This is a genomic window from Falsibacillus pallidus (assembly GCF_003350505.1).
Classification (GTDB): Bacteria; Bacillota; Bacilli; order Bacillales; family DSM-25281; genus Falsibacillus; species Falsibacillus pallidus.
The window spans coordinates 611,714-635,376 of sequence record NZ_QQAY01000001.1; the positions used below are offsets into that span (position 1 = coordinate 611,714).

Here is a 23,663-nt window from a genome sequence, read left to right on the forward strand (position 1 = left end):
AGAAAACAGGCCGGAGTCAACGGCCTGTTTTTTTATGTTTCTTATTTGTCATTCAACATCCATTCCCCAGAAGGATCCGGTCACTTCGCGGATGACCTCGGGCAGCACACCGAATGTATACGGCATATAAAGCCGCTCGGTCCATTTATGCCCGTCCTCACCGTAAACGCCAATATTAATGGATGGAATATTTAAATTCCTTATCCTTGAAATCGGCAGCGGATACAGTTCGTCCATCATGGGGATATTTTTTGTCAAATTATCAATGTCCTCATCGCTTTCATGGAGCGAAAGGAAACTTCCATCTGCCAAGTAAGGAAAGAACCGTTTTACCACAAACTCTTCCCCTGTTTCCTCACTGATTCTATTTAAACGTTCTTCCAGCGCCTTTTTGGTCTTGGTCCCAAACTCATTCTCTACATTCAAATAGTTATGAGGCAGAAATGGCGGGGCAAAAAACACAACTACACGAGGATTCTTATCAGGATCAAGCTGCTGAAGGGCTTCTACCATCTTAAATGCCCGCTCCCTTGTATCGAGCCCCATTGTTTCATCTAAAACAGTTTCCAATGTATTTTCCACGTCTCTGCCTTCCAATTTCAATTTTTCCATGAACTCAAAAAGTGTCACAACTTCAATATTTATATCCAAATTTCTTTCCGGCAGACTATGAATGTTCCGGAATAGTTCATTTCTCTCCAGCAGCATCTGTCCGTAGTCTTTGCATACACCATGCGCGATTTGAACCATTTCCTTCAGAACGTCCTTCGCCGTTTTTTCATACATGAAGTAGTTGAAGTAAATCTTGCTGCTTTCAGGAGTCTGAACATTATAAGAAACTTTATCGTCCCGGTGATAAAGGCATGATGGCGGCAATATGAACTCTCCGTCTATCCTTTCCATGAAACGCGGATTTTGATTGATGCTGCGATTGATTTCGGAAGTGATATAAGTCGGATCGATTGCTTTTAGACCATCCCCCACGTGGGCAACCCGCCCGAATACGTGGAAGCACGGAAGAATTTTGCCTGCAGCACCCGTGTAGATATACCGTTTGCAATCCCCTTCGTAAAGCGGCGAAATGAAATCATTATTGATAGCCGCGAGGAACGTCAGGTTCTCTTCCATTTTCAATCTCTCAAGTTCTGACAATGCCGTAATCATCCCTGCATGCTGGCTTTCTTCATCAGGATTGAACAGTAAGAGAAGGCTTCCCTCCAATTCTTCCGGGTGTTCTGAATAGTATAGGGCATTAGCCAAATGGACCGCAATTCCGCTCTGCATATCCAGAGCCCCTCTGCCGAACAGCCATTTACCGGATTCAGCATCCTTCTGCACTTTTTCATCCCCATCATAGGACTGAAAAAATCTCCTTAAGGCATCGGGATCATGCGCTTTTTCCTGAAGCGGACCATAGTCCTCTGTAGAAACCGTATCAATATGGGCGTGATAAAGGACGGTTCGCTTCGATTTCCCTTGAATGAAGGCAAATATATTTTTTCTTTCCAGACCGTCATTTTCTATTTCCTGCACCCACACCTGATCCGGGTGCTTTTGAAAATATGGAAAGGATACAAGGATATCCTTGATGAATTCTGCTTTTTCTTTTTCCCCATGAGTGCCATTATAGCTTTCTCTTTTGACCAGCGTTCTTGTGAGAAGCTCTGCCTGCTCATACAATGAAAGATCCTTCAGCTGTTGAAACATAGAAAACCCTCCCCTTCTCTTCCTTCATCTTATCTCACCCTCTATGGAAATGAAAGGGGTTTCACAGGTGTCAGACTGCCTAATTTGGGCGAAAATATAAGGAAATGAGAAAAATCACTTGCAACACAAGAGAAAAACGAATATTATTACTTAGGTAAATAAATAATGTTCGTGTTTTTGGAGGTTACCTTTCATGTTTAAATTAAAAGAAAACGGAACAACTGTTAAGACGGAAATGATTGCCGGACTGACAACCTTTTTAACAATGGTCTATATCGTTGTCGTGAATCCGGTCATTTTAGCAGATGCGGGAGTGCCGTTCAATCAAGTATTCACTGCAACCATCATTGCTACTGTCATTGGTACACTTTGGATGGCGCTGTCAGCCAACTATCCAATTGCCATTGCACCCGGAATGGGATTGAATGCATACTTTGCCTATTCAGTTGTGGGCACCCATACTAATATTTCTTATCAGGTCGCATTTTCAGCAGTCTTTGTTGCTGGTATTATATTTGTCATTTTATCTTTGACGCCTTTCAGAAAAAAATTGATTGAAGCGATTCCGGATAATTTAAAATATGGGATCACCGCAGGGATCGGCCTGTTCATCGCCTTTATAGGACTCCGTCTGACAGGCATCATCACAGCCCACCCAACAAATCTTGTTACTCTTGGAGACCTGCATGCCCCTTCAGCACTTTTAGCTCTTACAGGTTTAGCCATTACTCTCATCTTGATGGTGCTGAACGTAAACGGCGCCCTTTTCATTGGGATGATCGTGACTGGCATCATTGCCTTCTTCACAGGCCAGCTTTCATTCGATAATGGATTCGTTTCATTGCCTACGTTGCCTGAAGGAATGGTCATTAATCCATTGCATGCCTTTGGAGATGTGGTCCAATATGGCCTATACGCCGTTGTCTTTTCTTTCTTGCTTGTTACGATTTTTGATACGACAGGTACAATGATCGGGGTTGCCCAACAAGCGGGCTTGATGAAAGGAAAATCCATGCCGCGTGCTCGTGAAGCTCTTCTGTCTGATTCTATTGCCACTACAATCGGGGCCATTTTTGGTACAAGCCCGACAAGTGCTTACATTGAATCTTCCAGCGGTGTTGCAGCAGGCGGACGTACTGGATTGACTTCCTTGACTGTAGCCGTATTATTCATCCTTGCAGCATTCTTCGGCCCAGTGGTCAGCGCTGTTTCCGGATTGTCTGCCATTACGGCCCCTGCCTTGATTATCGTCGGAAGCTTGATGATGGGAAGCATTGCGAAAATCAATTGGAATGATCTTGAAGAAGCATTCCCTGCCTTCCTGATTATCCTCAGCATGCCGCTGACATCAAGCATTGCAACAGGCATTGCTTTAGGCTTCATCTCTTACCCATTATTGAAAGTGGTAAAAGGGAAATGGAGAGAAGTTCATCTGTTAGTTTATGTGTTTGCCATCTTGTTTTTCTATCAGCTGGCGTTTTTACCACACTAATAGAAAGTATAAAACCGTTCAGGAATGTCCTGAACGGTTTTTTCATTTACGAGATGGATGAACCACTTTCCCGACTCTCGCAAGTTTCATATTTTCTTTTATGTTGAATACTTCGTGGTCGGTCATGTACATTCTGTGGCAGGAGAGGAGCGTCTGCCTGAATTCCGGCGGCACTCGCTTTTCATCATATGCGCATACGGAGGTCAACCCTAAGCTTACTAGCGTCTGATCCACTTCTTTTTCGTATTCGCCGACATAGTAGGTCAGCTGGTCGCTGTCTCCCCATTCAACGTGTGCCCATGAGCGGATAGGAATGTCTTTTTCGAAGAAGGGCTCCACATATTTTTCAAAATAGGAGATGATTGATTTATAGTAAAAATCGCCTCTGAAGCAATAAAAATCAAAATTATGTATATAATGTACTTTCTCTATTTCTTCCGGAGTCAGCTCTTTCTTCAACTGGCAGAGGATTTTTGGATAAAAATGTTCATTTTCAATAAGAATTACGTGGTCTCCGTGTTTAATTCCGGCTGTTATGTACGAAACCGTATTTTTGATGTAATCATCCACTAATTGAAATTCATAGAATATGTGCCCACCAGAAGACTCCAAAATTTCCTTCGTCTGATTCGTGAACTCCCCCATTTGTTTATTCCCCTTTTCTCTCTATTTTTAAGCGGATGTATATTCAATTGACACATTTACCCGTTATCTATGAAAACGAAACACTATTTTGTAAAAAAATCCGCTGGTTCATGAAAAAAGATATAATCCACACTTAATAGAGTGGATTATATCTTTTTATTGGAAGAATATGATTCTTAGTTCCTGCTTCTACATTTTTACTTTTTCTGCTTTCTTATTCTTAGGGGCTTGATGGATGGCTTTCCCTACTGCATCCTCACAAGCCTCCAGCAAGCTTTCTGCGAGGCTCGGATGGGCATAGTTAGGGTAAAGGAAATCTTCGTCCCTTGCTGCCATCTCCAGTCCCACCACACCCGTCTGAATCAGGTCGATGGCTCCTTCTCCGATAATATGGATGCCAAGCAGCCGGTCTGTCCCTTCTTCAAATAGCACTTTCACCAATCCATCTTTTTTCTCCGTCAACGCGGCATAGCCGTTTCCTCCAAGCACGTAGGTCCCTGCCCTGTAGTCAAGGTTTTCACTTCTTGCTACTTCTTCTGTCATTCCAACAGAGGCAACCGGCGGCTGGGAGTGAATGATTGTCGGCAAATAATAGAAGTCAGCAGGAGCTGCATGCTCGTTACCCATCATGGCTTCGACAGCTGCCTTCCCTTGCTTGATCGCTTTAACAGCAGAGAATGGTGCGCCAGTGACATCCCCGGCTGCATAAATGTTAGAAAGGGACGTCCTTCCCCATTCATCCACTTTAATAAATTGATTTTCATCCAACTCGATTCCAATCCGTTCAAGTCCAAGGGCAGAGGTATTCCCATTGTACTGCTCATCCATATAGATATGGGAAGAAGCAAGCTCCATCGATTCTCCTTTTGCATTGACAAAACGGCATAAAGTCCGATCGCCATTCCAATCGATCTTGATTGCTTTCGCTCCCATATGAACAGGAATTTTAGCCTTCTTCAACTGCCTCAGCAGTTCTTTTTCAATCGTTTCGTCCAATCCGAACGTTTCACCCTCATTAATGATAGTCGTTTTGACGCCGAATGAATGGTAGGCAAATGCAGCTTCTAATACGATATAGCTGCTGCCTGCCAAAATCAGTTCTTCAGGGAGAGTTGAGAACCGGAATAAGTCTGACGCTCCAATCAGTCCGGCCTTCTTCCCTCCTGAGGCTCCGACGGAAATCAAGGCGTGGTTGAAACGTACAACATCAAATTGGTGTCCATTTTCAATTCCAATGCGGTCATCTGAGAGGAAGACGGCTTCGCCAAACATCACTTCAATTTTGTTCGCTTTGCACAAAGACTCGACTCCTTTTCTCAATTGATCCACTTTTCCATCCCTGTACTCTTTGAAGCGGCCAAAATCGAAATGCCCGCTGCCTATTTCAAATCCCATGTTTTTTAAATGATCCATATGCTTATACTGTTTCGCAGCTTCTGCTGTTGCTTTAGAAGGGATGCATCCCTTGTTCAGACATGTGCCGCCAAGCTGATCCTTTTCAATCAGCAGCACTTCCCTTCCCGATTGCGCTGCCCGGATGGCGGCTGTATAGCCTGCCGGACCGCCTCCTAAGATGACCACATCTTTTTCCTGAGCGAGTTCACCTACTACCATTTAAACCATCTCCAGTATCATTTTGGATGGATTCTCCAATAGTTCGATCACACGATTCGTAAACCTGACCGCATGGGCACCATCAGCTACCCGGTGGTCAAAGGACATGGTCATATTCATCATCGATCGGATGACAATCTCATCCTTGACGACGACCGGACGTTTTTTCGTCTTATGGAAAGCCATGAGCCCTACCTCCGGATGATTGATGATCGGAGTGGCGCCGGTGCTTCCGAGTGGACCGACATTGCTGATGGTGAAAGTACCGCCAGTCATTTCTTTAGCGGACAGCTCGTTCCGCTGGGCTTTTTCGATCAATTGCTTCATCTCTTCGTGTATGGCTTTAATGCTTTTTTGCTCGACATGATGGATAACAGGGACAATCAGGCCATCTTCTGTATCCACTGCAACGCCGATATTTATATTCCTTTTCAGATGAATCTGTTCATTTTCTTCATCCAGGACCGCATTGAATATCGGGAAATCCTTCAATGCCAAACCGATGGCTTTGATAAATAATGCGGCAATGGAAATTCGTTGATTCGATTCTTTCCACTCTCCCACCATTGCAAGGAGCGTCGTCATATCCACCTCATCAAAGTGGCTTACATGAGGGATCGTGAACAGCGATTTCGTCATTTTTTTGGCGATCTGCTTTCTTCTTCCTTTGAATGGAATGGATTCAGGCGCCAAATCCACTGGTGCGGATTGGCTGGCTTTCGATTCCGGTTTTACAGGGTCTTTGGCTTCAACTTGAGTCGACTGGGAGCCATTTTTCATAAAGCGGTGAACATCTTCATCTGTCACCCTCCCGGCAGGACCTGTTCCTTTGACTTCTTCAATATTAACCCCTAGCTCTCGTGCAATCTTTCTTGTATAAGGAGCTGCAAGAACTCTCTTTTTAGAAAGGAGGGCAGCAGGGGCTGTTTCTTTTATTTCATTATGAACAGGCTTTTCCGGGAGCTTTTGTTCTGCTTGTGGAGAGAAATGCTTCACGCCTTCTGATTCAATGATCAGCAGGGTGGTTCCTACTTCTACAGTGTTTCCTGTCCCAATCAGAATTTCTTTAACAATTCCTGCAGCAGGGGATGGGAGTTCTGCTGTCATTTTGTCTGTCTGGACTTCGACCAGTGGCTGATCGCTTTTCACTTGATCTCCGACTTTCACAAAATAATGCAGGACTTCCCCCTCTGTCATGCCTTCACCAATATCATGAAGCTTTAATTCGACCATGTTCTACACCTCGCTTCTTTTAAAAATGAATGACTTTGTCGATTGCTTTCACCAGTCGCTGCACTGTCGGCACATAATGATCCTCCAGGGCAGAAAACGGAACGGGAACGTCATAGCCCGTCACTCTTTCAATCGGAGCCTTGAGATACAGGAATGAGGTGTCGTTGATCAATCCGATCAGGTCGCTTCCGACTCCTCCAGTAGCATGGGCTTCATGGATGATGACGGCTCTTCCTGTTTTTTGGATAGAGGCACTGATGGTTTCTTTGTCCAGCGGGTAAAGGGTCCTTAAATCAACCACTTCACAGCTGATATTCTTCTTTTTAAATTCTGCTGCTGCTTTTTCGGCAATCACGACCATAGCACCCCAGGCAAAAATCGTGACATCCTCTCCTTCTGTCAGGACGTTTGCCTTTCCGATTTCCACGGTATATTTCCCTGTAGGGACCTCTGCTTTCGTGGAGCGGTAGCACCGCATGGATTCCATGAATAATACGGGATCCGGGTCCTCGATGCTGGCAATCAACAGTCCTTTTGCATCATATGGATTGGATGGGCAGACGACCTTGATGCCCGGCATATGTGTGAATAGCGCTTCAACACTGTCAGAGTGGATTTCCGGTGCACGGATCCCTGCTCCATAAGGGGCGCGGATGACCATCGGAACTGAATATTTTCCAAGCGTCCTCATTCGGATCCGTGTCGCATGGGTCATGATCTGCTCAAAGGCAGGGTAGATGAATCCAAGGAATTGCATCTCCACAACCGGCAAAAAGCCGTTCAGTGCAAGCCCGATCCCCGTGCCTACGATGCCCGCCTCGCTCAATGGAGTATCAATCACCCGGTCCTCTCCAAATTCTTCCATCAATCCTTCTGTAGCCCGGAAAACCCCGCCATTCTTGCCGACATCTTCTCCCATCACAATGACTTCTTTTCGTTCCTTCATCATGGTCCGCAAACCATCTGTCACTGCCTGGACTAGCGACAGTTTTTGGACGTTCGTCATGGTTGTACTCATCCTTGATTCCCCCTTAACAGCTGAAGGTACTCTTCTTTTTGCTGCTGAATGGTCCATGTTGGCTTTTCAAAGACATAATCAAAAATATCTTCCACGTTCGGCTCAGGGAAGGATTCCATTTCAGCGACAGCCGATTCAATGGTTTCTGTACATTTCTTTCTGACTTCCTCTGCCCAATCCTGATCCCAATACCCCTCATTTTTCATAAAGCGCTCGAGTCTTAAAAGCGGATCGATTTGCGGACGCTTCTGGACGCTTGCTTCCTGGTCGCGGTATTTTGTCGGATCATCTGCTGTCGTATGGGCACCATACCGCCAAGTGACTGCCTCGATCAATGTCGGGCCTTCTCCTCTCCTTGCCCGTTCGAGAGCTTTTTTCGTTTCAAAATGAACGGCGAAGATATCATTTCCATCCACACGGACTCCCGGAATCCCATAGGCAACCGATTTTTGGGCGATCGTTTCGGAATTCATCTGTCTGCTGATATGGACTGAAATCGCATATTGGTTGTTTTGATTGAAGAAAACAACCGGTGCTTTAAAGACGCTGGCAAAGTTCATGCCTTCATGGAAATCGCCTTCAGACGTAGCTCCGTCTCCGAAATAAACGATCGCTGCATTATCCGTCCCTTTCCATTTCTCTGCCAATGCTGCACCTGTCGCATGGGGAAGCTGTGTAGCGATGGGGACTGCAGGCGGAAAAATATGCTTTCCTTCCGGTGCGACGCATCCTTCCACCCTCCCATTCCAATAAAGGAAGACACGAGGAAGTGAATGTCCGAATGTGATGGTTGCTGCGTGGTCGCGGTAAGTCGGGAACAGCCAATCTTCTCCTTTTAATGCAGAGGCGCTTCCTACCTGTGCTGCCTCCTGTCCCTCAAACGGTGCATAAGTTCCAAGTCTCCCTTGTCTCTGAAGGCTGATGGCTTTCCTGTCGAATGTTCTGACAAGCGTCATCTTCTCAAACATGGCTTTGGCCAAATCCTCCGTAATAGCCTCTGCTCCTTCGATATCCTGCTTATTTCCTTGTTCATCCATATAGCGGATCATTTTAAACGGCTCCATCTTTCAACATCCTTTCCACGAGAGATTTTTTAGTTTCGGATACTCCATTTCGGGCGTTTATGATGTGAAAAGAAACTGCTTCTTTTTCTTCTGGAATCAATTCGTTTTTCGCAAAAGGCATTGGCTGCCTGGGAAGTAGGGACATGTTCATTTTCTGAATGCAAATAAACGGCAAGCAGCGAATCATAAATGGCCTTCGTCTTATTCAGGACCCTGCTTTTATTCGGCCCGTATAATTCATCCGCCACTTGGATCAGTCCTCCTGCATTGACGATATAGTCAGGTGCATAAAGGATGCCTTTTTTCATGAGCATTTCCCCATGTCTGTCTTCGAGCAGCTGATTATTGGCGGACCCTGCCACCGCTTTTACGCGAAGCATATCGATCGTTTCGTCATGAAGGATGCCGCCAAGTGCGCATGGCACAAACACATCTGCATCCACCCCATAAATATCTGTCCCGGAAACGGCCCGGATGGAATCATTGCCGACTTCCTTCCCTTTTTCGAGCAGCGCTTCTATGGCTTTTGGATTAATATCCGTTACGTAAAGCGATGCTCCTTCAGACAACAATTTTTCAGCGACCTTGAAGCCGACTTTGCCAAGCCCCTGAATGGCATACGTATGGCTGCCGAGATCAGGTGAGCCGTAAACCGTCTGATTGGTGGCCTGTATTCCGTAGACGACTCCGAGTGCAGTCGGCACTGAGGAATCGCCGCTGCCTCCGTATTCCTCCGGCACGCCCACGATGCAGTTTGTTTCTTTCAAAGCATGAACGAAATCATCCGGCGTTGTGCCCATGTCGGTGCCCGTATAGAACCGTCCATTCAATGATTCTACAAATTGACCGAAAGCACGGAACAATTCAGGCGTCTTATCTTTTGACGGGTCTCCGATGATGACGGATTTTCCTCCTCCGAAGTCCACATCGGCAGCCGCACATTTATAAGTCATTCCTTTTGAAAGCCTCAAAACATCTTCCAAGGCATCATCAAATTTGGCATACGGGCGCATCCGACAGCCCCCGAGCGCCGGTCCAAGCGTTGTATTATGTATGGCGATAATCGCTTTCAGCCCCGTTTCCGGGTCATTGCAGAAGACAACCTGCTCATGTTCACGAATATCCTGAAATAAATCCATCTGAAATCTCCTCCTTATGTGCGATATCGTAAACGCTTACATTTTTTAAATTGGAAAGAGCAGGCGCTTTATATATAGCGCCGCTGCTCTATTAAACCATCAAACTGCTTTCTATCTTTTTCTTGATTTCTTCTTTTGGAAGGATCGCCTGAACGACCTCTCCGACTCCAATAAGGCCAGCTTCATTTGAAGCTTCCACTTTTGTTAGTACTGTATTTTTCTTCAATTGTATTAAAGTTGCTTTTACCTGCACTTTTGTCCCCGCACCTGATGGAGCGATGTGCTTGACCTGAACCGTCCCGCCGATTCCCTCTTCATGTTCTTCCAGATAAGGAAGGATGATCTTTCGGGAAGCCCACTCCATATGGTAGACCATCGAAACGGTTGAATAGGCAGGGTGCACGACATTCCCTTCGAATTGCGCAAACATGTCAGGCGTGACCTCAAAGGTCACGACAGCTGTCTGCCCCACTTCCATTCCTGGTTTCATCCGCGTTCCCCTTTCTACATGCTGAGGAGAGCTCTGTCATTCGCCATTTGCTCTCCCTTGATGCGCTGGAACTCTTTCAGCAGCTGTTCAATGGTCAGCTGGCTCTTTTCATTTTCAGACGCTTCTAAAATGATTTCGCCTTTATCCATCATGATCAGACGATTTCCTAAATCCAGCGCCTGCTTCATATTGTGTGTGACCATGAGTGTCGTGAGTCCATGCTTTTGCACGATTTCTTTTGTAAGCTCTGTGATCAGCTGCGCCCTGGATGGATCTAGAGCAGCCGTATGTTCATCTAAAAGAAGGATGGAAGGCTCAGTGAATGTCGCCATCAAGAGTGACAACGCTTGGCGTTCCCCGCCGGAAAGGAGGCCGACCTTCGCATTCATCCTACCTTCCAGCCCTAAATGGAGGGAGGCTAAGGAGTCCCGAAAAAACTCTTTTCTATCCTTATCGACGCCTTTTCTTAACCCCCTGGATTTATTCCGCGAGTACGCCATCGCCAGGTTTTCTTCTATCGTCATGGTTGGAGCGGTCCCTGCCATGGGGTCTTGGAAAACACGGCCTATGAACCTGGAACGTTTATACTCTGGCAGATTCGTCACGTTCTGCCCGTTTATTTCCACTGAGCCGACATCAGGGGAAAGGACGCCGGAAATCACGTTCATCAAAGTTGATTTTCCAGCTCCATTGCTTCCGATGACGGTCACGAAATCCCCTTTGTTTAGATGAAGGCTGATATTTTGGAGGGCAATTTTTTCATCCGGTGTGGTTTCATTGAAAATTTTCCCGATGGAATGCATTTGCAGCATCTACTGCACCTCCCGCTCTGCGGAAACATTCAAGGCAGAAACACGTTCAGCATGCCTTTTGGCTTTCCGCTTCTTCTCTTTTTGCTTTTCAATCAGCTTCGGCATGATCAAAGCAAGGATCACGATGAATGCTGTGATCAGCTTCATATCCCCAGTATCGAGGAATTGGACCCTTAGAGCCAAACTGACGACAATCCGATAGATGATTGCCCCGCCAATGACTGCAAATGTGGTTCTGAAAATGGATTTGGTTCCGAATATCGCTTCACCGATAATGACAGATGCCAATCCGATGATAATCATCCCGATCCCCATTCCAATATCGGCAAACTTGGCATATTGGGCAACCAATGCCCCTGATAGGGCAACAAGTCCATTGGAAATGCCCAGACCGAGAATGATCAGCGTATCTGTATTGGCTGAAAAGCTGCGGATCATTTTTTGGTTGTCTCCCGTTGCTCTTAAAGCAAGTCCCACTTCCGTCTTTAAGAACCAGTCTGCCGCGAACTTGATCAATAGGACTACGACGAGCATAAAGAAAACGATTCCCCATGTGGATGGCAATGTATCGGCATGCATACGTGAGAAGAAGCCATTCAACCCTTCATCGATGCCTGTCTTTTCCCATAAAGCCCCAAACTTTGTAAACAGTGTCTCGCTATTTAAAAGAGGGATATTGGGGCGGCCGACTGACGTATCAGACGTCAGCCCCATGATCCTTAAATTAATGGAATACAATGCAATCATCATCAAAATCCCGGAAAGGAGTGCATTAATCTTCCCTTTTGTATGCAGCAGCCCTGTGGCACAACCTGCTATGAATCCGGCAGCAATGGCCAGGATAGTCGAAAGCCAAGGGGAATAGCCCATCGTAATCATGGTTGCAGCGACTGCAGCCCCCGTTACAAAGCTTCCATCAACGGTTAAGTCAGGGAAGTCAAGCACCCTGAATGATAGATAGACTCCCAGCGCCATGATGGCATAGATGATTCCAAGCTCTACGGAGCCGAATATCGCGACAAACGAGAACATTTCGAATCATCTCCTTTAGTTTTCTACGTATTCTGCCATGCTGTCCCATTCAGGCTTCAATTCTATGCCCATTGCTTTTGCAGCTTTCTTATTAATGACAAGCTTCAGATTCTGTGGAAGCTGTACAGGAAGTTCAGACGGCTTCTTTTCGCCTTTCAGGATTTTCGCAGCCATTTCTCCTGCTTCATGGCCGATGTCGTAGTACTCAAAGCCGTATGCAGCAAAGGCTCCTCTTTTCACGGAATCGAACTCGGCTGCCAAAAGCGGAATGTGCTGTTCATTGGCTACACCTACCACAGATTCGAAGGCGGAAACGACCGTGTTATCCGTAACGATATAATACGCATCGATTTTTCCAACAAGGGATTCTGCTGCCTGCTTTACGTCAGCAGATGTCGCAACAGATGCTTCAACTGCTTTCATTCCCCCGATTTCATCCATGATCTTCTTGACATTGTCGACCTGGGCTCTCGAGTTTTGCTCGCCGGCATTATAGATGAGTCCGACGTTTTTGACGTTCAATTGTTCTTTCATGAATTTAAGTGTGTTAGGAATGGCGTCTGGATGGGAGTCGACTGTACCTGTGATATTATTCCCCGGCTGGTCCATGGATTTTACCAATTCAGCACCGACGGGATCTGTCACAGACGTAAAGACGATCGGTATTTTTTTTGTGCTGCTCAGGGCAGCCTGTGCACTTGGTGTAGAGTTTGCGAAGATGAGGTCTACATTGAAGCTTACTAAGTTTTTGGCTATCGTGGTGTTGGCGGAAGCATCTCCTTGAGCGTTTTGAACAGCGTATTTCACATTGTCCTTGAGCCCGCTTTCAGCTATTGCATCTTTAAATCCATCGAAGGCGGCGTCTAATGAAGGATGTTCAACAATCTGTGTGACACCGATGGTAAACATCTTTTTCTCCTTCGAGCCACCGGCCGATTTTTCCGGAGCACCGGATTCAGTCGATCCGCATGCTGACAGGACGATAGATGTGGTGAAGATTAACGCTAAACTTTTTTTCCAAAAATGCTTCATTTCTTTTCCCCCTTGATCATCTAAATAAGTTGGCCAAGCAATACCATTTATATGAAGATTTTCTCTGGTTGAAATCGGTTACATTTTCTTTGTGACAAAAAATTTATTAACGTTAATTTAACGTAATATTAACGTATTTTTTCATCTACCGTCAATAAAATTTATAATATTTAAAAAATATAGAATATATTTCTATCCCCGGAAAATAGGCGGCAGAGATTTTAACTGGGCATCGTATTCACTCATCATTTGATCAATGAGCTCCTGGACAGTCGGGATCGTTCGGACAAGTCCTGCGATCTGCCCACTGTTCATGAATCCGTGTTCCTCATCGCCATCCAAAGCTCCGATGCAATGGAACTTTTCACTTGTGGCTTGATGGAATGCTTCGGGCTCAATCCCGCTTTTCTCTGATTCTCTCAGTCTCTTCGCATATGGACCATCCAGGACACGCCTTGTCCTTCCCACAGATCGTCCAACGATGATGGTGCTGGTATCCACTGCCGACAAAACTCTTTGCTTGTAAACTTCAGAAAAAGGCGCTTCTGCCGTTGCTATGAATCTAGTACCCATCTGGACTCCCTGCGCCCCAAGGGCAAAAGCGGCAAGCATCCCCCTTCCGTCTCCTATTCCGCCAGCAGCTGCAACAGGGACATCCACTGCATCTGCAACCTGTGGGATAAGGGTCATTGTAGTCGTTTCAAGCGGTGAATTGATTCCTGCCGCTTCGAATCCTTCCGCCACAATGATATCCGTTCCTGCCTCGGCCGCTTTCACAGCATGCTTCACGGTTCCCACTACAGATATGACCTTTATTCCCTGCTCATGTAAATACGGGATGAAAGGAGCCGGATTTCCTGCAGATAGGGAAATTACCGGAACTTTATAATCAACAGCCAAGCGAATGAGCGCTTTTACATTGCCGCTTACTGTCAATGGGATATTGAGGGCAAATGGGCGGTTTGTCAGCTGAAGGGTCTTCTGGATGATTCGTTCCACTTCATCGGCACCAAGCGTACCGCAGCCAATTGTCCCAAGCCCCCCTGCGTTGGATACAGCTGCTGTCAGCTGCGCGTTGCTGATATTCCCCATGCCTCCCTGGATGACAGGGCAGCGGATATTCAATATCTTTGTCAGTTGATTCAATGTAAACACTCCCATTCTATGAAGTTACCTGCTTCGGCCGCTCTGGAGTGGCAGCGGCTTCCTCCACCTCAATCTTCAATGATGAGGGGATGGTGCATCACATCATACCCTTTATCTTTCTTCCTCAATTCATTCCCATCTTCAAATACCCGTTCAAAGAACAGGCTTGCAGGCTCTGCCAATTCCCGGTAATAATCGGCAAACAGCTCAGCCGCCATTCCTCCAAGCCATTTATCCGGAAGAAGCTCCTGCGGAAGCCCCGGATCGCTGAAGAGGAACTTGCGATATTCATGAACGAGCTTTGTCCGCTCGACGAAGCAATCCGCATCACTCATTTGGCCGTTTTGGATCTTCACTTTGTCTGCTTCATATTTCTTTCTGTAAAACCCCAGGAATTCTTCGTACTTTTGGTTGATTTCAGCAATATTCCAGCATTCCTGAACGAGTTTATTATTCTCTTCAGGACCCTTGTATTCACTAAGGAAATAATGGACATGTTCATGGATATCATACTTATCCAAAAGGGCAAAGACTTGCTTCTTAAGATCATTTGGAGAAATCCAGCAGCTGTTGGAAATCGTCCCGAATCCGCTCCATACTAATTCTTTCCTTAGTTCATCCCGTACATTGCGCTTTTCTTCCGGGATTGAATAGATGAGCATCCTCCACTTTCCATCCCACTCTTCAGGGCTCAGTTTAAAGATGCGCTTCGCTGCTTCTTCCATCCTGTCGACACCAATCGGCGTCAGAAAATAATAGCTTTTATTCCCTTCCCGCCTTGATTGGACCCATCCCTGCTTATTCATCCTTGAAATGGCCGCTCTGACGGACTGCTCATTATGCCCAAATTCCTTCAGCAGCCGGATCAGGCTTCCTATCCAAATTTCATTTCCGTAGTGCCGGATATAATCCCCGTATAACGTAAATATCATTGATCTCGTATTCAAGTTGTTTTCCACTTCTGCCTCACGATCCTTTTCGTTTGTCAAAACAATTTTTTGAACAAAGTTTACCAGAAAATGCACATATGTGCCATGTTTCCTGTTTAGGATAGGAACTTCGTGAAGGAAGGTGTTTACATATTTTCAACGATGGAAGCTATTCCTTGTCCTACACCTACACACATCGTCGCAAGTCCTGTCTCTGAATTCCGCCTCTTCATTTCGTAGAGCAGCGTGGTTAAAATCCTGGCACCGCTCGCACCAAGCGGATGGCCGAATGCGATGGCCCCTCCATTCACATTTACGATTTCCGGACGGAGATCGAGCTCTTTGATGCAGGCAATCGACTGCGAGGCAAATGCTTCATTCAACTCAATCAAATCAATGCCGTTTGCTGTCATCCCGGTTCTTTGCAGCGCTTTTCTCACGGCATGCACCGGACCCATCCCCATAATGGAAGGCTCTAATCCAGCTACTGCCGATACCCTGTATTTGGCAAGGGGCTTCAAACCGAGTTTTTTCGCTTTGGACTCACTCATCAGAAGGAGGACGGATGCTCCATCATTCACCCCAGAGGCATTTCCCGCCGTTATGGTGCCGCCTTCGAATAGAGGTCTTAGACTGGACAATTTCTCTAGCGTCGTTTCCGGGCGGGGATGTTCATCTACGGCAACAGCAAACGGCTGGCGCCTGTCATCCAATGTATGAACAGGGATGATTTCCTTTTCGAACAGGTTCTTTTCCATCGCTGCTTTTGCCTTCAGCTGGCTTTCAAACGCAAATCGATCCTGTTCTTCCCTTGTTATGCCATACCGCCTTGCCACATTTTCAGCCGTTTCAGGCATGGAATCTGTTCCATACAATTTCTCAAGCTTTCGATTGATGAATCTCCAGCCAATGGTAGTATCAAAAATCTCCATGTTCCCTCTTGGGAAATCCTTTTCCGGCTTGGCCATGACCAATGGCGCCCTGGTCATGCTTTCCGTTCCCCCTGCAATGAAAATGTCCCCTTCACCGGCCATAATCGCCCTCGCTGCATAATTGACTGCGTCAAGTCCTGATCCGCAAAGGCGATTGATGGTTGTGGCAGCGACCTCAACGGGAAGACCCGCAAGCAAAGCAGCCATCCGGGCTACATTACGGTTGTCTTCCCCTGCTTGATTGGCATTGCCAAGCACCACTTCCTCGATTTCGTGAGGTGGGACTTCCGGGTTTCGCTCCAATATGGCTTTGATGACCGCTGCCCCGAGATCATCCGGACGGACTTTTTTCAGCCCTCCCTTATAGCGGCCAATCGGTGTTCTGGCAGCATCGATGATGACTGCAGTCTCCATATCCCTTCACTCCTTATCTGTGTAGTCGTAGACGCCGCGCCCGCTCTTTCTGCCGAGCCTGCCAGCCTTTACGTATTTGACCAACAATGGGGCAGGACGGTATTTTTCCCCCAATGTTTTATGAAGGTATTCCAGGTTGTTCAGCCTTGTATCCAATCCGACCAGATCCCCGAGTTCAAATGGCCCCATCGGATAATTGAGCCCGAGTTTAATGGCTTTGTCTATTTCTTCAGGCGATCCGACGCCTTCCTGGAGCATATAGAAAGCTTCATTGCCGACCAGTGCGGAAATCCGGCTTGTGACGAATCCCGGAAATTCATTGACGACCACGGTTTCCTTCCCCATGGATTTGGCGCATTCCCTGACGATTCCGACTGTCTCCTCGCTTGTCTCCAAACCTTTGATGATTTCGACAAGCGGCATTTTATGTACGGGATTGAAGAAATGCATGGCGATGACCTTGTCAGGCCGCTTCGTAAATGAGCCGATTTCAGTCGGACTCATAGTAGAAGTGTTGGTTGCCAGGATGCAGTCTTCCTTTGTCCAGGCATCGAGCTTTTCAAATACATCTTTTTTGATGGCGATTTTTTCTGGTACGGCTTCGATAACCAGATCTGCCGATTCCGCTGCTTCTTGCAGATTGTCTGTATATCGCAGGGCAGCCTTCGATGTTTCCATTTGCGATACGGAAATCTTCCCTCTTGCCAGCCCCTTTTCAAAAATCGATGCAATCTCTTTTTCTGCGTGAAATAAAGCATCCTGATGGACATCGAACAATTTGACTGAAAATCCGCCAAGTGCGGCCGCGTAGGCAATTCCCCTTCCCATTACCCCTGATCCAATCACAGCAATGTTTTTCATGAAATTCCCTCCTTTTAAAAAGGGATCAGAATTCGCTTTACGCTTCTCCCAATCCCTTCTTTATCACTTTCCTTGGAAAGCTGGCTTCCTTTTTTCTTTAAAAGCCTGCAAACCCTCTAAGTGGTCTTCTGACTTTCCTGCAATCCGCTGGGCATACGCTTCTTTCTCCAGCATTTCCTGAAGATCTGAGTCCCAGCTTTGGTAGAGGTAACGCTTGATGAGCCCGATGGCTTTCGTCGGCATCGCTGCCAGCTTGGAGGCAAAATCATCAACTTCCTGCTCCCAAGCTTCGAGAGTGGCGACTTTCGTCACAAGTCCAAGCTCTAAAGCTTTCCCAGCCGGAATCTTCTCTCCTAAAACAGCAAGCTCCATTGCTTTGGCATGCCCAATCAACCTCGGAAGGTAATAAAGGTTACCTGAATCCGGAATCAGTCCAACATGAATGAAGGCTTCCATAAAACTTGCTTTCTCTGAAGCCAATCGGAAATCACAGGCCAGAGCCAGGCTCAATCCAGCGCCGGCAGCGACCCCATTAACAGCCGCAATGACGGGCTTTTCCAAACTGCTGATGGCGGATATTAAAGGGTTGTAGCCTTTGCGGAGGATTTCCCCATGATCCATTTCTTCGTCTACATCTGCCAAATCCTGACCTGAACAGAAGGCCCTTCCCGCACCTGTCACAACCACTGCCCTGACTTCCTGATTTTTAGCGATGGATTTGAACGCTTTCAGCAGCTCTGCATTCATCTGCTGTGTAAAAGCATTCAATTTATCCGGCCGATTCAGCGTGATCCAAGCCGTCTGATTTTTTTCTTCATATAAAATCGTTTCGTACACCCTTTTCCACCCCCTATCTTCCTTTGAAGTCCGGTCTGCGTTTTTCAACGAATGCTCTCATGCCTTCTTTTTGATCCTCTGATGAAAACAACAGATAAAAGTTCTTCCTCTCATACTGCATGCCTTCATATAAGGAATAATCGATAGCCTTCAAGACACTATCCTTGATCAGTCTGACTGAAAGCGGCGGCTTCTGTGCCACTTGGAGCGCAAATTTCTTCGTTTCCTCCATTAGGACTTCAGGGGCTACCACCCTGTTGATAATCCCAAGATCGCAGGCTTCCTGTGCAGGATGCATTTCTCCCGTCCAGAGCCATTCCATCGCTTTTGTCTTTCCGATGAGTTTGGTGAGGCGCTGAGTTCCGCCAGCTCCAGGCATCACGCCCAAATTCACTTCAGGGAAGCCGAATTTTGCATCTTCTGCGGCAAAGAGGATATCACAGACAAGTGCCAATTCGAATCCTCCTCCAAGGGCAAATCCATGCACCGCCCCGATGATCGGCTTCTTGACGACAGCCAATCGGTCCCAATCGGCAAATTGATTCAAGCGTTCGAAGTCGATGCTGCCTTCATCGGCCATTTCGTCTATGTCAGCCCCGGCTGCAAAGGCACGGCCATTCCCGGAAAGAACGATGGCTCTCACGTTCTCTTCCCTGTCCATGTATTCAAAGGCAGCAAGGATTTCTGACACCATTTCCCGATTGATGGCATTGAGGACCTTCGGCCGGTTTAACCGGACAAATCCCAGCACTTCCTCAATCTCGACTTCAATATGGTGAAAATTATCCATTAGTCGTTTCACCGAACATAAATGTCACGGAGTCGCCTGCAAGCTTCATGACATCTTTTCCGGATGCTTTGGACTCTTCTGTCTTTGATGCTTCTTTGAATGCCTCTTTATTTTCATAGTACATTTCACACATCATATAATACGGCGCATCCCCTGCGAATTTAGTGACTTCCACGCGCTGCAGGCCAGGGATCTTCTCTGTCAAAGGAATATGCGTCCCGAAGTAGTACTCATCAAATTTTTCCGTATCTTCCGGCTTCTTGAACATAGCGATCATTTTAAACATGTTTTTTCCCCCTTGTTTTTGGTCTACATTAATGTAGAAATTGGTTTCATTGCTTCAAATGGATTTTTGCACGACTTGCAGTATAAAATGCTTCTGCAGGCAGTCGGGCCAAAAATATTTTCCAGCGTTGTGTATTCAGAATCACAATACGGACAGTTGACTTTCCACATTTCTTCTCCTTCTAAAAAGACGGGAGGAGGGGCAATTCCGAATTCCTTCAACTTCTCCCTGCCCTGCTCGCTGATCCGGTCCGAAGTCCATGGCGGCGAATAGCGGTAATGTACTTCTATTTCTCTCCCAATCTGCAATTCTTCCACTGCCGAAAGGATGTTTTTTTTGATGATTTCCAGAGCCGGACAGCCAACAAAGGTCGGAAGAATTTCAATCACAACACTTTTTTCATATGCTTGGACAGAGTGAATCATTCCTAAATCAATGATGCTGACAGAATCGATTTCCGGATCCTTCACTTCTTGAAGCTTCATCATAATCGATTCTTTTATTTCCTTCTGGATGATCATTTGAGATCCCTCCTCACCATACGGCTTTAGGATGGGAGCGGCACACTTCACTCAATGTTTCAAGGGCTGATGAAAGGTCTGTGGTGTGAATTCCCGACCTGCCATCTCCGAGTTCCATTCCGGGCTCTCCCGGCCAAGTGACATCGACCTGCTCCAAAATCTGCTTCATGGCAGATTCCCATCTCTTCTTAAATGCCTGTTCTTCTTCCACAAGGCCATGCTTGTGAAATTCAGCTGCCAATGGGCCGTAGGAGAGCACGCCTCCAAAATCCTTCCACACCCTCGAAATGGCTTCAAGCATCCTCTCCCTGCCTTCTCCTTTACTCAAGGAAAGCTGCTGGAACCATACTTTCCAGTGCATGACATGGTAATACTGCTCCATATTGATTTTCACGGCAGCATCGGAAAGAGGCTGATAGGATGACAGTTTAAGAGATTCGAGTTTCAGCTTTTTATACGTGTCATAGAAATAATGCCTCACCACGGTAAAAGCCCAATCATATCTCGGTTCATCCAAGTAGGTGCCGGATCCGTTGACAAGCTCAAGCAAAACCGCATTCTTTCGGTCTCCAGTTTCCCTGAGATGCGCCAGGTCATCTGCCGAACCCTCTCCGAGTTCTTCAAGCAAGCTGTAGTACATGGCTGCATGCCCCATAGTGTCCTGATTGATCGAAGAAAAAGCAACGTCTTCCTCGATGTGAGGGGCAAGCCCAAGCCATTCGGAACCCCGGAAAGCATGCAGGAAATCGTCGTCCGCCAGCTGATAGAGCAATTCACGAAGTGCCGAGTGATACTCAGGATTTAGCTTCGCTTCCTGCGGTGTGTTTACTTTTTTCACTTTTTAACTCCCCCCATGACATGATTTCCTTTTCATCGAGCATCTGCTGCTCATATTGCCGCCACTTTTTCTTTAAATATCCGTATCCCTTTGCTGTACGATAGTCTTTATTATCCAGCCTTTGGAGACTGGCCCGTTCATCGGGCTCCATCATTCGGATGTCGTCCCTTTTTACAACCCAAATATCGACGACAGGCTCACGCCTCATGAAATTTTCCTGTGCCATGACAAAGGCCATTTCACGGTTTGGCGCAAGCAGGCTGAATTGGTGCTGGAAATTGGCTGATGGTGTGCGTTTGCTGAAAACTTCGAACACCTGATAAAATTCATCGACTGTCTTTTTTTTGTCCATTGCAATCCCTCCTCACCCTGTATACTCACCGCTGCTGAGGGCTTCCCTGACCCAGCGGTTATTTTCATGAGCTGTACGTCTTAATGCGAGTCTTGACGCCGACTTGGGCCCATTATTGGAAATGATGTTCTTGAATTCGCTCCAGTCAGGCTGTGCGTATGTCCATTCGTCTTTTTCTTTGTCGTATGACATCGTTGGATCAGGCACGGTCAAACCAAGGGAAAGAATTCTTGGAACATACTTTGAAAAGAAATCCTGTCTCAGCTGTTCATTTGTTTTCGTCCTGATTTTGTATTTTATTGTGATATCCTGTTTGGAAGATCCGGTTGTACTGGCAGTGGCCGGTCCGAAGAACATCAGCAGCGATGGCCACCAGCGGTTGACGGCATCCTGCACCATCTCCCTCTGTTCGTCCGTCCCTTCTGCAAGCGCCATGATTATGGCTTCGCCGTGCTGTGCATGAAAAACCTCTTCGGCACAGATGCGCTGAAGCGCCCTTGCATAAGGCCCGTACGATGCGTTAAGCATATTGGTCTGGGTCATGATGGCGGCTCCATCGACAAGCCATCCGATCAATCCCGCATCGCCCCATGTCGGTGCTTCCATATGGAAGACATTATGGAACTTGAGCCTTCCAGTCAGCAGGTCTTCCATTAAATCTTCCCGGGTTTTCCCAAGCGGCTTCATCAAGTCTTCTGTGACCCGGAGAAGAAGCTGCCCGTGGCCCATTTCATCCTGAACCTTGGCCATAATGCCAAGCTTCCTGCCTAATGTCGGTGCTTTTGGAACCCATTCTTTTTCCGGGAGCGCCCCCATGATTTCACTTATTCCATGCATCGAAATCAGTTTGATCAAGGCCATCCGGTACTCATCCGGCATCCAATCATCGGCTTCGATCTTTTCCCCGGACTCTATCTTTGCAATAAATCTGGCCAACTTATCTTCTTCAGTAAGGTTGTCGAATTCCAATAAAGACATGACAATCCCCTTCCTATTTTTCTTTTGATGGTGTTTATTTAAGAATGGAGCTGCTTTTGCTTGCGGTAATCGACGACCCTGACCGCCTTTCCTTGAGAGCGTTCGATTCCTTTTGGTCTATGGATCTTGACTTCAACAGATATGAGGCAAAAAGATTTTATGCGTTCGCGGATTTCCGCTTTTAGTGTCTGAAGCAGCGGATGGTTTTCGTCATTAGAAGTATGTTCATGAAGTGAGTCTGTCATTTCGACATGCAATTCAACTGTGTCTAAGGAGGATGTTCTATGGAGATGCAGCTGATAGTGCGGGACGAGCTCAGGAATCTGCAGCAAATGATGTTCAACCTCTGAAGGGAATACATTCACGCCCCTAACGATGATCATGTCGTCAATCCTGCCTTTTACACGACTCATCCGGACCGTTGTCCTTCCGCATGAGCACTTTTCACGGGTTATGGATGCGATATCCCCTGTCCGGTAGCGGATGATTGGAAGCGCTTCCTTTTTTAAGCTAGTAAAAACGAGCTCCCCATCAGCACCATCGGGGACATGCTCCAATGTGGCGGGGTCAATGACTTCTACCAGGAAGTGATCTTCCGCTATGTGAAGTCCGTTCTGTCCTTCATGGCATTCCATCGATACCCCCGGCCCAATCACTTCGCTTAAGCCATATATATCACACGCTTTAATGCCAAAAGTCTTTTCAAGCGTCTTCCGCATTTCTTCCGACCATGGCTCCGCCCCGAAGATCCCGAGTTCTAAAGGGGTGGAAGCTGGGTCTATCCCGAGTTCCATCATTCGTTCAGCAATATTCAATGCATAGGAAGGTGTGGAGCAAAGGATACGCGGTTTGAAGTCCTGGATGATTTCAATCTGTCTGTCCGTATTGCCGCCGGATATCGGAATAACCGATGCCCCTAGTTCTTCTCCGCCATAATGCAGGCCAAGGCCGCCGGTAAATAATCCATATCCGTAGGCGTTATGCAGGATATCCCCTTTTTTTCCTCCGGCAATGGCGATGGCTCTCGCGACGATTTCTGTCCAGCTTTTAATATCCTCTTTCGTATACCCGACGACGGTTGATTTCCCGCTCGTCCCGGAAGATGCATGAAGGCGGATGATTTCTTCCTGCGCGACAGCAAATAGTCCGAATGGATAATGATCCCTCAAGTCTTTTTTGGTCGTAAAGGGAAGTTTTCTTACATCATCGATCCGGTTCAGGTCATTTGAGGAAATGTCCATCTTTTCGAATTGGCCACGATAAAAAGGAACATTTTTGAAAACGTGATCGACCGTTTTTTTCAAATGTTCCAGCTGTTCCTCTTCAATATCACTTCTCGATTTCGTTTCTATGCTGTGAAGAATCATTTTATATCCCTCCTAGGCATGCCATAAAACGTATAACGAAATATTTTCGTTACTATCATTTGGTGTTATATTTAAGCCTAGAATACCTATAATTAATCTTCCTGTCAATAATATTTCAGAATTTTTTAAACTAT

24 protein-coding genes are annotated in these 23,663 nt (G+C 46.5%); 1 reads left to right on the forward strand and 23 read right to left on the reverse strand.

Annotation, left to right across the window (positions count from 1 at the left end):
* Window positions 1-48 precede the first annotated feature (48 nt).
* Window positions 49-1,707, reverse strand: a complete 1,659-nt coding sequence (locus DFR59_RS03060) for a M20/M25/M40 family metallo-hydrolase (protein ID WP_114744151.1) — start codon at window positions 1,705-1,707, stop codon at window positions 49-51.
* Between the two features lie 193 nt (window positions 1,708-1,900).
* Here DFR59_RS03060 and DFR59_RS03065 point away from each other — a divergent pair, with 193 nt between their 5' ends.
* The gene (locus DFR59_RS03065) at window positions 1,901-3,199 is read left to right on the forward strand and encodes an NCS2 family permease (protein ID WP_114744152.1); all 1,299 of its coding nucleotides are present in this window, start codon (window positions 1,901-1,903) and stop codon (window positions 3,197-3,199) included.
* A gap of 42 nt (window positions 3,200-3,241) precedes the next feature.
* Here the strand turns inward: DFR59_RS03065 and DFR59_RS03070 are convergent, their stop codons facing one another.
* From DFR59_RS03070 to DFR59_RS03175, 22 genes are all read right to left on the reverse strand, one after another.
* Window positions 3,242-3,844 (reverse strand): MEDS domain-containing protein, encoded by a 603-nt coding sequence (locus tag DFR59_RS03070; protein ID WP_114744153.1) that lies wholly within the window; start codon window positions 3,842-3,844, stop codon window positions 3,242-3,244.
* A 189-nt stretch (window positions 3,845-4,033) separates the two neighbouring features.
* Window positions 4,034-5,458 (reverse strand): dihydrolipoyl dehydrogenase family protein, encoded by a 1,425-nt coding sequence (locus DFR59_RS03075; protein ID WP_114744154.1) that lies wholly within the window; start codon window positions 5,456-5,458, stop codon window positions 4,034-4,036.
* A complete protein-coding gene (locus DFR59_RS03080) occupies window positions 5,459-6,691 on the reverse strand; it encodes a dihydrolipoamide acetyltransferase family protein (RefSeq protein ID WP_114744155.1) in 1,233 nt (410 codons plus the stop codon).
* Between the two features lie 19 nt (window positions 6,692-6,710).
* On the reverse strand, window positions 6,711-7,709 hold the full coding sequence (locus DFR59_RS03085) for an alpha-ketoacid dehydrogenase subunit beta (protein WP_114744156.1): 999 nt from the start codon (window positions 7,707-7,709) through the stop codon (window positions 6,711-6,713).
* Window positions 7,706-8,773, reverse strand: a complete 1,068-nt coding sequence (pdhA, locus tag DFR59_RS03090; protein ID WP_114744157.1) for a pyruvate dehydrogenase (acetyl-transferring) E1 component subunit alpha — start codon at window positions 8,771-8,773, stop codon at window positions 7,706-7,708. Before pdhA ends, DFR59_RS03085 begins: the two co-directional genes overlap by 4 nt.
* Before the next feature lie 29 nt (window positions 8,774-8,802).
* Window positions 8,803-9,912, reverse strand: a complete 1,110-nt coding sequence (locus tag DFR59_RS03095) for a Leu/Phe/Val dehydrogenase (RefSeq protein ID WP_114744158.1) — start codon at window positions 9,910-9,912, stop codon at window positions 8,803-8,805.
* A gap of 91 nt (window positions 9,913-10,003) precedes the next feature.
* Window positions 10,004-10,402 carry a thioesterase family protein gene (locus DFR59_RS03100; protein WP_114744159.1) on the reverse strand — a complete coding sequence of 133 codons (399 nt, stop codon included), beginning with the start codon at window positions 10,400-10,402 and terminating at the stop codon, window positions 10,004-10,006.
* Window positions 10,403-10,416: 14 nt separating this feature from the next.
* Window positions 10,417-11,214 carry an ABC transporter ATP-binding protein gene (locus DFR59_RS03105; protein ID WP_114744160.1) on the reverse strand — a complete coding sequence of 266 codons (798 nt, stop codon included), beginning with the start codon at window positions 11,212-11,214 and terminating at the stop codon, window positions 10,417-10,419.
* A complete protein-coding gene (locus DFR59_RS03110) occupies window positions 11,215-12,246 on the reverse strand; it encodes an ABC transporter permease (protein ID WP_114744161.1) in 1,032 nt (343 codons plus the stop codon).
* 15 nt (window positions 12,247-12,261) lie between these two features.
* On the reverse strand, window positions 12,262-13,278 hold the full coding sequence (locus DFR59_RS03115; protein WP_114744162.1) for an ABC transporter substrate-binding protein: 1,017 nt from the start codon (window positions 13,276-13,278) through the stop codon (window positions 12,262-12,264).
* A gap of 192 nt (window positions 13,279-13,470) precedes the next feature.
* Window positions 13,471-14,424 carry an NAD(P)H-dependent flavin oxidoreductase gene (locus tag DFR59_RS03120; protein ID WP_114744163.1) on the reverse strand — a complete coding sequence of 318 codons (954 nt, stop codon included), beginning with the start codon at window positions 14,422-14,424 and terminating at the stop codon, window positions 13,471-13,473.
* 68 nt (window positions 14,425-14,492) lie between these two features.
* A complete protein-coding gene (gene paaX, locus DFR59_RS03125; protein WP_114744250.1) occupies window positions 14,493-15,371 on the reverse strand; it encodes a phenylacetic acid degradation operon negative regulatory protein PaaX in 879 nt (292 codons plus the stop codon).
* 128 nt (window positions 15,372-15,499) lie between these two features.
* Window positions 15,500-16,699 carry a thiolase family protein gene (locus DFR59_RS03130; protein ID WP_114744164.1) on the reverse strand — a complete coding sequence of 400 codons (1,200 nt, stop codon included), beginning with the start codon at window positions 16,697-16,699 and terminating at the stop codon, window positions 15,500-15,502.
* Between the two features lie 6 nt (window positions 16,700-16,705).
* Window positions 16,706-17,560 (reverse strand): 3-hydroxyacyl-CoA dehydrogenase, encoded by an 855-nt coding sequence (locus DFR59_RS03135; protein WP_114744165.1) that lies wholly within the window; start codon window positions 17,558-17,560, stop codon window positions 16,706-16,708.
* A 63-nt stretch (window positions 17,561-17,623) separates the two neighbouring features.
* Window positions 17,624-18,397, reverse strand: coding sequence for an enoyl-CoA hydratase-related protein (locus DFR59_RS03140; RefSeq protein ID WP_114744166.1), 774 nt, complete (start codon window positions 18,395-18,397; stop codon window positions 17,624-17,626).
* Window positions 18,398-18,410: 13 nt separating this feature from the next.
* On the reverse strand, window positions 18,411-19,187 hold the full coding sequence (locus DFR59_RS03145; RefSeq protein ID WP_114744167.1) for an enoyl-CoA hydratase-related protein: 777 nt from the start codon (window positions 19,185-19,187) through the stop codon (window positions 18,411-18,413).
* Window positions 19,180-19,473, reverse strand: coding sequence for an EthD family reductase (locus tag DFR59_RS03150; RefSeq protein WP_114744168.1), 294 nt, complete (start codon window positions 19,471-19,473; stop codon window positions 19,180-19,182). The genes DFR59_RS03145 and DFR59_RS03150 overlap by 8 nt, the downstream gene beginning before the upstream one ends.
* A 23-nt stretch (window positions 19,474-19,496) precedes the next feature.
* Window positions 19,497-19,994: a 1,2-phenylacetyl-CoA epoxidase subunit PaaD gene (gene paaD, locus DFR59_RS03155; protein ID WP_114744169.1), complete on the reverse strand. Its 498-nt coding sequence runs from the start codon at window positions 19,992-19,994 to the stop codon at window positions 19,497-19,499.
* 13 nt (window positions 19,995-20,007) lie between these two features.
* Complete coding sequence (gene paaC / locus DFR59_RS03160; protein WP_114744170.1) at window positions 20,008-20,832, reverse strand: 1,2-phenylacetyl-CoA epoxidase subunit PaaC; 825 nt, start codon at window positions 20,830-20,832, stop codon at window positions 20,008-20,010.
* Window positions 20,789-21,184, reverse strand: coding sequence for a 1,2-phenylacetyl-CoA epoxidase subunit PaaB (gene paaB / locus DFR59_RS03165; RefSeq protein ID WP_114744171.1), 396 nt, complete (start codon window positions 21,182-21,184; stop codon window positions 20,789-20,791). Before paaB ends, paaC begins: the two co-directional genes overlap by 44 nt.
* A gap of 12 nt (window positions 21,185-21,196) precedes the next feature.
* Window positions 21,197-22,162, reverse strand: a complete 966-nt coding sequence (gene paaA / locus DFR59_RS03170; RefSeq protein WP_114744172.1) for a 1,2-phenylacetyl-CoA epoxidase subunit PaaA — start codon at window positions 22,160-22,162, stop codon at window positions 21,197-21,199.
* A 38-nt stretch (window positions 22,163-22,200) separates the two neighbouring features.
* Window positions 22,201-23,529 (reverse strand): phenylacetate--CoA ligase family protein, encoded by a 1,329-nt coding sequence (locus DFR59_RS03175; protein WP_114744173.1) that lies wholly within the window; start codon window positions 23,527-23,529, stop codon window positions 22,201-22,203.
* Window positions 23,530-23,663: the final 134 nt, after the last annotated feature.